Genomic DNA, 13,138 nt, shown 5'->3' with positions numbered 1-13,138 from the left:
ATGATGCTCCGTCCCCGTCAATCCCTCCTGGTCGAGCGCACCCTGGCTGCGCTTGACGAGCATGGGAACACATTGGCTGTTGCGCCGACTGGATCGGGCAAGACCATCATGCTGTCGGCTGTCACCGGCAGGGTGTTGGTCGAGCCCGATGCGAAAGCCTGCATCCTTGCCCACCGTACCGAGCTGACCGGCCAGAACCGAGAGAAGTTCGCGCGGGTGAATCCTGGCATGAGCACGTCCGTGTTTGATGCCAACGAGAAGTCCTGGCGCGGTCAGGCGACGTTCGCGATGGTGCAGACCCTGTCGCGTCAGGCTCATCTCGACCAGATGCCCACCTTGGATCTGCTCGTGATCGACGAAGCGCACCATGCGTCATCGCCGACCTACCGTGCAGTCATTGACTCAGTGCTGGCCCGCAATCCTCGCGCTGGCATCTGCGGTCTGACGGCCACGCCGAATCGCGGTGACGGGAAGGGCCTGCGCGAGGTCTTTTCCAACGTCGCCGATCAGATCACGCTGGGCGAGATGATCGCGGCCGGGCACCTTGTTCCGCCGCGGACCTTCGTGATCGACGTCGGCGTGCAGGACGCACTGCGCCACGTCCGCCGCACCGCGATGGACTTCGACATGGACGAAGTCGCATCCATTCTCGACAAGCGGCTGATCACGGAAGCGGTGATCAAACACTGGAAGGCGAACGCGTCGTCGCGCAAGACCATCGTCTTCTGCTCGACGGTTGCCCATGCGCAAAACGTCTGCGATGCATTTGTCGACGCAGGCGTGCACGCCGTGCTCGTCCATGGCGAGTTGTCCGATTCGGATCGCAAAGCGCGCCTGGCGGACTACGAGACCGGGCGTGCTCAGGTCGTTGTCAACGTGGCGGTGCTCACCGAAGGCTACGACTACACGCCCACCAGCTGCGTCGTTCTGCTGCGGCCCAGCTCCTACAAGTCCACCTTCATCCAGATGGTCGGTCGCGGGCTGCGCACTGTCGACCCTGAGGAATTTCCGGGCGTGATCAAGACCGAGTGCATTGTCCTGGACTTCGGCACAGCCAGCTTGATGCACGGTTCGATCGAACAAGAGATCAACCTCGACGGCCATCAGAGCGAAGGTGAGGCGCCAACCAAGGACTGCCCAGATTGCGGCGCCATCGTTCCGCTGGCCTGCATGGAGTGCCCGCTCTGTGGGCATGTGTGGGAGCGGGCGCCGCAGGAACTGGGCGTGCTGGCGGACTTCGTCATGAGCGAGATCGATCTGCTCAAACGCTCCAACTTCCGCTGGTGCGACCTGTTCGGGCATGACGACGCGCTCATGGCCACCGGCTTCAACGCATGGGGCGGCATCTTCTTTCTCAATGGCCGTTGGCACGCCGTCGGTGGCGGGAAGGACTTGAGGCCGCACCTGCTGGCCGTCGGCGAGCGCACGGTTTGCATGGCCAAGGCCGACGACTGGCTCAACGACCACGAGTCCGCCGACTCCGCCTACAAGACCCGGCGCTGGCTCAACGAGCCGCCCACGGAAAAGCAGTTGCGCTACATCCCCGAGCAGATGCGTGCGGACTTCGGCATGACCCGCTACCAGGCATCGGCCCTGTTGGCCTTCCAGTTCAACAAGTCGTCGATCCAGCGTCTGGTCGTCGCGGCCAACGACGGTCAGCGGGAGGCAGCTTGAAATGCGCGATCTGCTACCGCAAGGCCAAGGGGTACGGCTGGTTCAACCCTCGGATCAAGCCGAGCGACCCGAATCGCTACTCAAACAAGTGGGTGTTCTGTTCGCGCCGTTGTCAGGACGCGTTCTGTCTGCTCATGACCAAGACGGAGGCTCGCATGATCGATCCGAGTGACATGGAGCTGGCCGCGATGCGCGCGTGCTTGTCGCCGCTGGGTGAATACGTGGGCTCGATCGGTATGGAGCGCCCGCTGGCGGACTACACCCGAGAGGAGGTACTGACCCTCATCGACGTCGTGGTCACGGCATATCAGGACCAGATGATCGAAGAGCACGAGCGCATGGCCGCAAAGGACCGTGCTTTCCTGGAGGAACGCCTGGCACGCCAGGGCCAGACATCTCCGAAGGGGGTGCCGCTCTGATGCTGGACTTCAACCACCGCCCCAAGGTCCATGAACAGATCAGTGACCTGATCGATGCCGCCCTTGCCAAGGATCGTGAGGGCCAGGCATCACGCACCTACCTCGGCGCGTCGAGACTCGGTGTCGCCTGTGAGCGGGCGCTCCAGTACGAGTACCTGAGAACCCCGGTTGATCCTGGCCGAGAGATCCCGGGCCGCATCCTGCGTGTATTCGAAGTTGGGCATGCACTTGAAGACGTCGCCATTCGCTGGTTGCGCTTGGCTGGGTTCGACCTGTACACGCGCAAAGCCAACGGCGGCCAGTTTGGCTTCTCAGTGGCAGGCGGCCGCATCCAGGGCCATGTCGATGGCGTGATCAACGCCGCCCCCAGTGATCTCGGGCTCCAGTGCCCGTCGCTGTGGGAATGCAAGACCATGAACGACAAGTCTTGGCGCGATACGGTCAGGCACGGTGTCGCTCGTTCCAAGCCCGTCTATGCCGCCCAGATGGCGATCTACCAGGCCTACATGGAAGCGACGGTTCCGGGCATCTCTCGTAATCCTGCGCTGTTCACCGCCATCAACAAGGATTCTCAGGAGATCTGGTTCGAGCTGGTGCCGTTTGACGGTGGACTGGCGCAGCGCATGTCGGATCGGGCTGTCCGGGTGATCTCGGCATCCGAGTCCGGTGAGCTGCTGCCGCGCCACGCCACCACACCGACCCACGTCGAATGCAAGTTCTGCTTTTGGCAGGACCGTTGCTGGAGGGCGACGTGATGGGCAACAACATCGTGTGGCTGGACTTCAACGACGCTGCCGAACCGCGCGAGGATCTGATCAGTGACACCGAGGCACTGCGCACCGGCCTGCTGGATCGGCTGGAAGCGGTCTTGCACTACCTGTTCCCGCAAGGCCGCATCCGGGGCGGCAAGTTCTATGTGGGCGACGCCGACGGCTCGCCTGGCAAGAGCCTGGTTGTCGAGCTCGAGGGTCCCCGTCGCGGTCTGTGGAAGGACTTTGCCACAGACGAGGGCGGTGATGTCATCGACCTTTGGGCACGCTCCCAGGGACTCTCCGCCCGACACGACTTCCCGAGGCTGGCGACAGAACTCCGGCAATGGCTGGGTATCGCCCTACCTGCGCAGTCCGTGGCGCGTCACGCCGTCCGCACCGTTGCCGTCGATGAGCTTGGTCCCTACACAGCAAAGTGGGACTACCTGACACCAGATGGCGATCTGATCGCCTGCGTCTACCGCTACGACCCGCCGACTGGCAAGGAGTACCGCCCTTGGGATGTGCGAGCTCGGATGTGGCGGGCGCCTGATCCGCGACCTCTGTACAACCTGCCGGCGATCACCAAGTCCTCACTGGTCGTCTTGGTCGAGGGCGAAAAGTGCGCCGATGCCTTGATTGCTTGCGGCATCCCGGCGACCACCGCGATGAACGGCGCGAAGGCGCCGATCGACAAGACCGACTGGCGTCCGCTGGCTCGACGCTCCGTGCTGATCTGGCCGGATCGCGATGCGCCAGGCTTGGACTATGCCGAGAACGCGGCACGCGCTTGCGTAGCGGCGGGCTGTGCTTCCGTTTCGATCCTGGTGCCGCCATGGGACAAGCCCGACAAGTGGGACGCTGCCGATGCTGCTGCCGAGGGATTCGACTGCTCCGAGTTCATTGCGCAGGGCGAGCGGCGGGTGGTCAAGGCGGCGTCGCCGATGCTGCCGACCTTCACGCTGGGTGCGTTGCTGGATGACGACTCCCCACTGCCGCCTGATCTCATCTCTCCGCGCGTGCTCACGCCGGCAGGGATGCTGGTCTTTGGCGGCGCGCCGAAGGTTGGCAAGAGCGACTTTCTGCTGGCTTGGCTGACCCATATGGCTGCTGGCGCAGCCTTTCTCGGGATGCATCCACCGCGACCCCTGCGCGTGTTCTACCTGCAGGCCGAGGTGCAGTACCACTACCTGCGTGAGCGGGTCAAAGAGGTGCGCATCCCGGCCAGCCGGCTCTTGGATGCCCGCTCGAATTTCGTGGCCACGCCCCAACTGCGCCTCGTGCTGGACGACGCTGGCCTCGCGCAGGTCATTCCGGCCATTGCGAATGCGTTTGGCGGCGAGCCTCCGGACATCATCGCCATCGATCCCATCCGCAATGTGTTCGATGGTGGCGACGCCGGTGGCGAAAACGACAACGGCGCGATGCTGTTCTTCCTCTCGCAACGTGTTGACCGAATTCGTCAGGCGGTCAACCCAGATGCCGGGGTGATCCTGGCCCACCACACCAAGAAACTCGGCAAGAAGCAGTTCGAGGAAGACCCGTTCCAGGCTCTGGCGGGCGCCGGCAGCCTGCGCGGCTACTACTCGACCGGGATGCTGCTGTTCCGGCCCGACGAGACCCGTACGACACGCCAGCTCATCTTCGAGCTGCGCAACGGCGCCGGTATTCCGCTCAAACACGTCGACAAGATCAGCGGCGAGTGGCGGGAGGTCGACGCCAACGACCGCCTCGTGATGAAGGACTACGGCGAACGCCTGGATGCAGAACGCCGTCGCAAACGCGATGTGATCCTGCAAATCCTGTTTGATGAGGCCGCTCAGGGACGCTGTTACACGGCCAACCAGTTCGCCGAAGGGTTCGAGGGGAAAGCGGGCCTGGGTGGCGAGCGAACGATCCGTGAGCGTTTGTCAGCGCTCTCTACGCAGGGCTACATCAAGTATTTCCGCAACGCCTCGGACTACGAACTGCCATCCGCCCGCACCAAGTTTGGCTACCTCTGCGTGGAAGCCATGGTCCTGCGCACGGTCGCCGGTGAGCCCGATCCCGATACCGGCGAGGTGCCACTGCGCGAGTTCACCGTCCAACCCACCCATTACAAATGCCCGCAATCGGGGGCCGCTTTGCCGGTCGAGAACCCCGATGTGTGGGTTTACCAAGACGACATCAACAACCTTTAGGAGCCCGCATGAACACGCACCGACAAGTTGGCAAAAACGTTGCCAACTTCCCCTCGATTTTTGCCAACTTCGGCAAGTTGGCAAAGGCCTGCCAACTTCAATCCGTTTCAAATCAACGTCTTGCAACGTTGTCGGCAAATTGGCAAGTTGGCAACGCTGCCAACTTGCCAACTGGCGCAAACCCGCGCCGTTGTTGGGTTTCTCCCCCATTTCCAGTTGGCGAAAACTCCCCCTCCTACTACGTAGGAGAGGGAACTGCGGTTCCCTCTGTCCTACGTGGAGGTTGTCCAGGCGGTCGAGACGGTGTTGCCCACGCTGTGGGTGGCGCTTCAATCCTGGCCTTGGACCTTGGAACCCAGACCGGTTGGGCGCTGCTCGGCCGTGATGGATGTATCACCAGCGGATCCGAGCTCTTCAAGCCGCAGCGCTTTGAGGGCGGTGGAATGCGTTACCTGCGGTTCAAGCGCTGGATCACAGAGGTCAAGCAGTCGGCCGATGGATTGAACGCGGTGTTCTTTGAAGAGGTGCGACGCCATGCTGGTGTTGATGCTGCTCACGCATACGGTGGGTTCATGGCACACCTGACCGCCTGGTGCGAACACCACCAGATCCCGTACCAGGGAGTGCCGGTCGGCACGATCAAGAAGCACGCCACCGGCAAGGGCAACGCGAGCAAGGACGACATGGTCGCTGCCGCGCGCCGGCTTGGTCATGCCCCTGTTGACGACAACGAGGCCGATGCCCTGGCGATCCTGCACTGGGCCATCGAAACCCAGGAGGTGTGACATGAAAGTTCCAACACCCCACTACCGCTGCCCACTTGGAAGCCTGCAGCCCCAAGCCACCGATCTGGATGCCATCAAGGAGCGTGGCTGGCGTGACCAACACATCCTGGTCGTCAACGCGTCTGACGAGCGCTTGGACTTCATCGAGAGGGAGGTGGTGCGTCGCATCGGCGAACGCCTCTATGGAGGGCCACGCCATGGCTGACCGTCGTACCCCTTGGACCATTGAGGACGTGGCGGCGCGTCTGGAGGATGCAGCCACGACCGGACGGCGATTGCCTCCGGTCCGAGTGCAGGGCTACTTCAACTGCTGGCCGGCCTTTGTCCGTACCGAATGGGAAGCCTTTGCTGCCGACGAAAAGGTGTACCGACCTTTCCCTCCGAGCCCCGAAGCCATCGACCAGATGCTGGAGACGATGCGTTGGGTGCAATGGCTGGAGGTCGAGCAGCGCCACCTGGTGTGGATGCGAGCCAAGCGCTATGGCTGGCGAGAGATCAGTATTCGCTTTGCCTGTTGCACCAAGACCGCACATCGTCAGTGGCAACGTGCCCTGCAGACACTGGCAGAACATCTCAACGAACAGGGCAAGCTGTAGGGGAGTTGAGCGAGGTTGCAGGACCTTGATGCCGGGTGCATGCGGCTGCGGAGGGATGACAAATCTCAGCCGTTGAGGGGGTGTCCCATTTCACCCTGAATTGACCTAGAGTCACGGCTATGGTCGCAACAGTTGCGTGACCGAGGGATGGTCCCCGAGGAAAAAGGGGTCCTTCCTCGCCAAAATCCAATGCGGGGGGCGCGAGCGCGACGCTTTTTTAGCGTCAGGGCTCGGGCAAGGTTACCAGTCGGCTAGGTTACCGGCCCCGGTTACCACCCCCCATGCGCAGTTACCACCCCACCAGAATCTTCATTCACTCAAACCGCCCGGCGGCAACGCTCGGCGGGTTTTGCTTTTGGGACTTCTACTTTGAACACGCTCAACGTCGAGTACCGCAAGGTCGAGGCGCTGATTCCCTACGCCCGCAATCCGCGCACGCACGCCGAGAGCCAGATCGCCAAGATCGCGGCCAGCATCGTCGAGTACGGCTGGACGAACCCGATCCTCGTCGACGGCGACAACGGCATCATCGCTGGGCACGGGCGTCTGGCCGCTGCCCGCAAGCTGGGGCTGGATCAGGTGCCGGTGATCGAACTGGCTCATCTGACTGTCGCGCAGAAGCGCGCGCTGGTGATCGCCGATAACCGGCTGGCGCTGGATGCCGGCTGGGACGAAGAGATGCTGGCCTTGGAGCTCGCCGAGCTGTCCGACGCGGGGTACGACCTTGCCCTGACCGGTTTCGAGGATGCTGAGATTGAGGCGCTGCTCACGGGTGAGGTGACCGACGCCGGTACCGACCCGGAGCCTGATGCCGACGAACCGGATGCGGCGGACGACGTACCGGATGCCCCTGTCGTGGCGGTGTCCCGTCCCGGCGATGTCTGGGTCATCGGGTCGCACCGGCTGATCTGTGGCGACGCCACCGACCGGGACGTGGTCGCTGCGCTGATGCAGGGTGACCTCTCTCGCCTGTGCTTCACCTCGCCACCCTACGGCAACCAGCGCGACTACAACTCCGGCGGCATCTCCGATTGGGACGGCCTGATGCGTGGCGTGTTCGCGCACCTGCCGATGGCAGGCGACGGTCAGGTGCTGGTCAACCTGGGCCTGATCCACCGCGACAACGAGGTGATCCCGTATTGGGACGCCTGGCTCGGTTGGATGCGCCAGCAGGGGTGGAGGCGCTTTGCCTGGTACGTCTGGGATCAGGGGCCAGGGATGCCCGGCGACTGGCAGGGCCGACTGGCACCGAGCTTTGAGTTCGTCTTTCACTTCAACCGTGAAAGCCGCAAGCCCAACAAGATCGTCCCATGCAAACATGCGGGTCAAGAGTCCCACCTGCGTGCCGATGGCTCGTCCACGGCAATGCGTGGCAAGGACGGCGAAGTGGGTGGCTGGACGCACAAGGGGCAGCCGACACAGGACACCCGCATCCCCGACAGCGTGATCCGCGTGATGCGCCATAAGGGGAAGATCGGCCAGGACATCGACCACCCCGCCGTGTTCCCGGTGGCGCTGCCGGAGTTCGTGATCGAGGCCTACAGCGACGCTGGCGACATCGTGTTCGAACCCTTCGGCGGCAGCGGCACCACGATGCTGGCGGCCGAGCGCACGGGTCGCGTCTGCCGCAGCGTGGAAATCGCGGCGGAGTACGTGGACGTCGCCATCAAACGCTTCCAGCAGAACCACCCCGGTGTGCCGGTCAGCTTGATCGCCACCGGTCAGTCCTTCGAGCAGGTAGTCGCTGAGCGCGCCACCACCCCGGATGCCGAGGTGGTGGCATGAACTGGCTGGCCGACAAGATTGAACAGTGGCCGACCGCCAAGTTGCTGCCCTACGCCCGCAACGCGCGTACCCATTCCAAGGAGCAGGTGGCGCAGATCGCCGCCAGCATCGCGGAGTTCGGATTCACCAATCCGATCCTGGCGGGCAGCGACGGCATCATCGTCGCTGGCCACGGTCGTCTCGCCGCCGCCCAGAGGCTGGGTCTGGAACGGGTACCGGTGGTCGTGCTCGATCACCTGACGTCGACCCAGCGCCGCGCCCTGGTCATTGCAGACAATCGCATCGCCGAGAACGCGGGCTGGGATGACGCGATGCTGCTGATCGAACTGGAAGCCTTGCAGCTCGAAGGCTTCGATCTGGACATCACCGGGTTTGACGCCGACGCGCTGGCCGAACTGATCGCGGGCGACGAGCAGGACAACGAAGGCCAGACCGATGAGGATGCGGTGCCCGAGGTCAGCGAGACACCCTTCTCGCGTCCGGGCGATGTCTGGATCATGGGCCAGCACCGACTGCTATGCGGAGACTCGACCGTGGCCGAGAGCTACGACCGGCTGATGCAGGGCGACGTGGCGGACATGGTCTTCACCGACCCGCCGTACAACGTGAACTACGCCAACAGCGCCAAGGACAAGATGCGCGGCAAGGATCGCGCGATCCTGAACGACAACCTGGGTGATGGGTTCTACGACTTCCTGCTGGCGGCACTGACGCCCACCGTGGCCCATTGCCGGGGCGGTATCTACGTGGCGATGTCCTCCAGCGAACTGGATGTGCTGCAGGCTGCCTTCCGCGCCGCCGGTGGCAAATGGTCGACTTTCATCATCTGGGCCAAGAACACCTTCACGTTGGGTCGTGCCGATTACCAGCGCCAATACGAGCCGATCCTCTACGGATGGCCCGAGGGGGCGACACGCCACTGGTGTGGTGATCGCGACCAGGGGGACGTCTGGAACATCAAGAAGCCGCAGAAGAACGACTTGCACCCGACGATGAAGCCGGTGGAGTTGGTCGAGCGCGCGATGCGCAATTCGAGCCGCCCTGGCAACGTGGTTCTCGACCCGTTCGGTGGCTCTGGAACAACGCTGATCGCCGCTGAGAAGTCAGGCCGCATTGCGCGGCTGATCGAACTCGACCCCAAGTACGTCGACGTGATCGTGCGCCGCTGGCAAGACTGGACTGGAAAGCAGGCATCCCGAAAGGAAAATGGAAAGATCTTCGCAGAACCAAATGACTGGTGATGCTGCAATTCTCGCTCGCTAAAATATACTGCCCTGAGAAGTCGGCAATTCGAGTTTCGGCGTTGTGTTGGACAACAGACAGCGCGTGTAGTCTTCCTTGCTGCGCAGAATGAGTACACGGTCTAAGCCACCGCCATTTTTTAGTCGCAGCAATTCTCCTCGCTCCCCCACGGTACCATCAGCCAACAGCAGGTTGGCCTGAATCTTGGGTTCGTTTTTCGCGCGGTCCTGTTCGGTGGGGTATGGGACTGCCAGCCACCGTCCATATGACAAAGCAGCCCGCGAGGCGTGAAGGCTACCTCCCTGCAAATCGGACTGGATCATCACAACGCCTTGAGCCATACCAGCTTGCGTCTTGTCTCGCTGGACGAATTGTTGAGGAATCGCCTCGCGGCCAATCGGATATTGGCTGAGTAAAGCGCCGCCAGCATTAAGAATATCTTCTGCTAATTTTCGATTTTTCGAAGGAGAAATGGTCTGCAGCCCATGAGCTAGGATCGCTACGGTGTGACCTCCTGCATTCAACGCTTCCTGATGAGCAATGCCATCACACCCAATAGCCAGGCCGCTGACGACGCTCCATCCTTGTTCGACGAAGTAACGGGTAATTCGTTGAGTGATTAACCTTCCATGATCTGTAGGTTCACGAGTGCCAATGATGGCGACAGACTTCTCCGGCGTGGGTGAAAGCGTTCCGCGAACCCATATGAGGAATGGGTCATCCTTGGATGCCGCAAGAAGTCCCGGGTATTCCGCATCAAGTGGCGAATAGATCTGGCATCCTTCTCGCTCAGCCAGCTCAGCTTGCTCACCTGCCTTATCCAGCGCATCGCTCCAGGCACTGCTCGACATCGCAGATTGCAGTCGAGGTACTTCCGAAGCTATTTGCGCAACGGTTTTAGTATGGAAGCCAAATACCTGCGAGGCGGTTCGAAGCGTGGCCGGACCAACCCCCGGCAACATGGACATCGCAAGTAGCTTTCCAGTGGCGTCAGATATTTCTTTCAATTTGGTCCTATGGCTTTAGATAGAGACATGCAGCTGACCCTCTTTGCACCAGCTTGAATCAGATAGCGATTGGCCCAAAGGAGGGTGGCACCCGAGGTAACTACATCATCGATCACGATGACATGCTTACCCTTGATGTCTAGGGGGCGCTTAACGTATAGATTTTCTCCCACATTGGCGAAACGTTCGTCAGCATTGAGGTGGTGGCCGTGGCTGGATACCGCGCCATTTCGGAAAGCCAGAACATCAGCGAGAAACTCAACCGTCGCAGGTCGGCGGAAGCTGATTTCAGGTGGACGGTAGGATTTTTCGACCTGAGCTAGCAAAGACTCGAGCCGTGGCTTTCTCCCCGGCTTGAATGGTATGACGGTCACAAGCACTTCGCCACCCGCTCTCGTCTCCGCATTTAAAAAACGCTGGATGGCTTTTACCCAAATCTCTGGAAAGGTCGCGGCTTCCTTAAGGGCGTGAATTTGTTGGGTCAGCAAATGCGAGTTCCGCCTATGCTGGATATCCACGTGATCCCCGAACAGACGCCCCATTATTTTAATGGGAACGTATCCTCCTCCGAGGAACCTTGGAAAAAAATGGTTAATCTGGTCGATCCGCTGCCGTCGTCCATCAAGCTCCTCATTCGCAAGAAGGTACTCAAGCTCCGGAGCGCCAAGTAGGGGCGCTTCCAGTAGGTTGGCAAGTTCGTCTGCCCCTCTAAATAAAGCATCTGGCACTCGCTCCAGAGCCCACCAGTGCTCGCTAGTTCGCGGCTCCCAAGTGGTTTGATCGATGAATGACCAACACCCTGCCCTAAACGCACAAACGACGTCAACTTTCTCATCACCAATGAGTGCAATCTTGTCTACAGAATCGACATCAGTCTCTCGTGCTGCAATCCAGATTCCATCCGGATGCGGTTTCGTATTTCTGACATCCTCGTAGCCAATAACAATGTCCCATTTGATTTCTGGGTATCCGAAGTCCAGCAAGGTGTTTGCGTAGTGCCGGGGTGATCGTGTAAACACTCCCCAACGCATTCCAGGAAACCGAGTTCTAAGAGCAATCAGTTGTTCCGCTGTATAGAGGTGGCGCTTGGATGCATTCGGGCCAAATGCTGCCTCACGCAATTTCTGGGTGTACACAGCGGAAGTCACGCCCACGTTGTCTCTACCTCTAAAAGGCTCCAAGTCGCTCGTTCGCAACAGTGTGTTGTCCAAGTCAAACAGGCACAGTTCAATTGCCACTCGCCCTCCTGCTTCTCTGGTTAGTGTCCAGTGCTCATTCTCTCAGACGATCTTCGTACTAAGGCCGAACACTACCAGGGCTGTTCTGAGTTTGTGTCCTGCCTGTGTAGTCAGAGCAGGGAAATCAGTGCGTCGCGGGTTCAGGCGGCTTCCCTCTCATCGATGATTGCGCAGTGGATCACGAAGCCCGTGAGGTAGGCCATACCGCGCGGGATGCCGTATTGCTTGCTGGTCTGGCGGCCAATCGTCCAGCCCATCCAGCGTTGGGTGGCGGCATTGATCGCGTCCGCCAGTGCCTTGCCCTCGTAAAGCCCGTTCTGGACGTCGTCGGCAAAGTGGCGTCCGTGGCAACTGTCAAGAAAAATCCGCACCGACTCCAGGGGCTGGCCGGTGGCGTCCGATATGGCGTTCATGGCAAGCGGCCACGCAGCGCTGGCGTTCTCGTTCATCGTGCCCCAAAAGCCCCAGGCTTCGTTCTGGGTGGCAGGGATTTGGTTGGTGGTCATTGTGGCCCTCCTTGAGGTTGATCGTTTCGACACCGGTAGTAACGCGCTGTTCGATTGAGAAGCCAAGCGCCGCTTGGCCTCTTTCTCGATCTTTCTGATCAGGCGATGCGGTAGACCCGCTCGCCGCCCTGCGGCTTGTCCGAGACGATGGTCAGGCCCAATTTTTTCTTGAATGCTCCGGCGAAGGTACCGCGCACCGTGTGCGCCTGCCAGCCGGTGGCGGTGCAGATCTGGCCGATGGTCGCCCCCTCGGGGCGTTGCAGCATCCGGATCACGTCGGCCTGCTTGCTGTTGTCGCGCGTGCGCGGCTTGGCCTGTGTCGGCGCTTGCGTCCACGTCGCTTCGGCTGCGGCAACAGCCTGCTCCAGTTCGGTATCGACTTCCGGCTTCGGCTGCGGGATCTTGGGGCGCTTCATTCCCAAGGCGTCGTAGCCCTCGGCGGCGACGCACCAGCCCTCGCCATCGGGCGTTATCAGGGCGCGGTTGAACATCCCGTCGAGCACCTTCTTGCGCGCGCCGCCTTTGATGTTTTCGGGGAACCAGTCGATCTTGCCCGCGGTGTGGTTGATGGCGTAGGCAAGGATGGCGTGTTGGGCCGGGGTGAGTTGGGTGGTGGTCATTTGCTGCTCCTTCGGGGTGGTGATGACGATGTGATGAACGCGCTGTTCAGGAGTGAAGCCAAGCGCTTTCGGCTTGGCTTCGATGGTTTTTGATCAGCTTTTGGCCGGTACCGACTTCTTGGCGTTCCTTGTCTTCTTTGCATGCTCGACGCCCGCCTGGAAGGCCGCTGCCAGCGCGTCCTTGAGGCACCACACCGCCGTGTCGTGGAAGTCCAGGCGGTCCGAGCGGCGTGTTTCCAGGGTTTCGATGCCGAGATGCTTCTGGGCGATCAGGGTCAGGATGGTGTCGATCTGGCTCATGGCGTGTTCCTTTCGGGTGGGTGATTGCCTGACGTGA

Annotated in this window: 14 protein-coding genes; 9 read left to right on the top strand and 5 right to left on the bottom strand. The window is 61.2% G+C overall.

The features are described from left to right. From ACFQU0_RS02130 to ACFQU0_RS02090, 9 genes are all read left to right on the top strand, one after another. A complete protein-coding gene (locus ACFQU0_RS02130; protein ID WP_382198395.1) occupies positions 1–1,674 on the top strand; it encodes a DEAD/DEAH box helicase in 1,674 nt (557 codons plus the stop codon). Continuing rightward, positions 1,671–2,093, top strand: a complete 423-nt coding sequence (locus ACFQU0_RS02125) for a DUF6511 domain-containing protein (protein WP_382198393.1) — start codon at positions 1,671–1,673, stop codon at positions 2,091–2,093. The genes ACFQU0_RS02130 and ACFQU0_RS02125 overlap by 4 nt, the downstream gene beginning before the upstream one ends. After that, entirely contained in the window at positions 2,093–2,848 is a 756-nt protein-coding gene (locus ACFQU0_RS02120) for a hypothetical protein (protein ID WP_382198391.1), read from the top strand. The genes ACFQU0_RS02125 and ACFQU0_RS02120 overlap by 1 nt, the downstream gene beginning before the upstream one ends. After that, the gene (locus ACFQU0_RS02115; RefSeq protein ID WP_382198389.1) at positions 2,803–5,022 is read left to right on the top strand and encodes an AAA family ATPase; all 2,220 of its coding nucleotides are present in this window, start codon (positions 2,803–2,805) and stop codon (positions 5,020–5,022) included. Before ACFQU0_RS02120 ends, ACFQU0_RS02115 begins: the two co-directional genes overlap by 46 nt. 317 nt (positions 5,023–5,339) lie before the next feature. Continuing rightward, positions 5,340–5,807: a crossover junction endodeoxyribonuclease RuvC gene (locus ACFQU0_RS02110; RefSeq protein ID WP_382198548.1), complete on the top strand. Its 468-nt coding sequence runs from the start codon at positions 5,340–5,342 to the stop codon at positions 5,805–5,807. Position 5,808: 1 nt separating this feature from the next. Next, positions 5,809–6,012: a hypothetical protein gene (locus ACFQU0_RS02105; RefSeq protein ID WP_382198387.1), complete on the top strand. Its 204-nt coding sequence runs from the start codon at positions 5,809–5,811 to the stop codon at positions 6,010–6,012. Further along, complete coding sequence (locus ACFQU0_RS02100; RefSeq protein WP_382198385.1) at positions 6,005–6,403, top strand: DUF6362 family protein; 399 nt, start codon at positions 6,005–6,007, stop codon at positions 6,401–6,403. The genes ACFQU0_RS02105 and ACFQU0_RS02100 overlap by 8 nt, the downstream gene beginning before the upstream one ends. A 369-nt stretch (positions 6,404–6,772) precedes the next feature. Further along, entirely contained in the window at positions 6,773–8,188 is a 1,416-nt protein-coding gene (locus ACFQU0_RS02095; RefSeq protein ID WP_382198383.1) for a site-specific DNA-methyltransferase, read from the top strand. Next, complete coding sequence (locus tag ACFQU0_RS02090; RefSeq protein WP_382198381.1) at positions 8,185–9,429, top strand: site-specific DNA-methyltransferase; 1,245 nt, start codon at positions 8,185–8,187, stop codon at positions 9,427–9,429. Before ACFQU0_RS02095 ends, ACFQU0_RS02090 begins: the two co-directional genes overlap by 4 nt. Positions 9,430–9,447: 18 nt before the next feature. Here the strand turns inward: ACFQU0_RS02090 and ACFQU0_RS02085 are convergent, their stop codons facing one another. The 5 genes from ACFQU0_RS02085 to ACFQU0_RS02065 all read right to left on the bottom strand — a co-directional run bounded on the left by ACFQU0_RS02085 (position 9,448) and on the right by ACFQU0_RS02065 (position 13,101). Next, a complete protein-coding gene (locus ACFQU0_RS02085; protein ID WP_382198379.1) occupies positions 9,448–10,398 on the bottom strand; it encodes a DNA-processing protein DprA in 951 nt (316 codons plus the stop codon). Positions 10,399–10,433: 35 nt separating this feature from the next. Then, complete coding sequence (locus tag ACFQU0_RS02080; RefSeq protein ID WP_382198377.1) at positions 10,434–11,675, bottom strand: HAD hydrolase-like protein; 1,242 nt, start codon at positions 11,673–11,675, stop codon at positions 10,434–10,436. A 140-nt stretch (positions 11,676–11,815) separates the two neighbouring features. Further along, the gene (locus ACFQU0_RS02075) at positions 11,816–12,181 is read right to left on the bottom strand and encodes a hypothetical protein (RefSeq protein WP_382198375.1); all 366 of its coding nucleotides are present in this window, start codon (positions 12,179–12,181) and stop codon (positions 11,816–11,818) included. A gap of 98 nt (positions 12,182–12,279) precedes the next feature. Further along, on the bottom strand, positions 12,280–12,801 hold the full coding sequence (locus ACFQU0_RS02070) for a DUF3489 domain-containing protein (protein WP_382198373.1): 522 nt from the start codon (positions 12,799–12,801) through the stop codon (positions 12,280–12,282). 93 nt (positions 12,802–12,894) lie between these two features. Next, a complete protein-coding gene (locus tag ACFQU0_RS02065) occupies positions 12,895–13,101 on the bottom strand; it encodes a DUF6900 domain-containing protein (RefSeq protein WP_382198371.1) in 207 nt (68 codons plus the stop codon). Between the last annotated feature and the right edge of the window lie 37 nt (positions 13,102–13,138).

The organism is Hydrogenophaga defluvii (assembly GCF_042665235.1).
In the GTDB taxonomy this organism is placed as follows: domain Bacteria; phylum Pseudomonadota; class Gammaproteobacteria; order Burkholderiales; family Burkholderiaceae_C; genus Hydrogenophaga; species Hydrogenophaga defluvii_A.
This window is presented reverse-complemented; position numbering and strand designations above follow the sequence as displayed.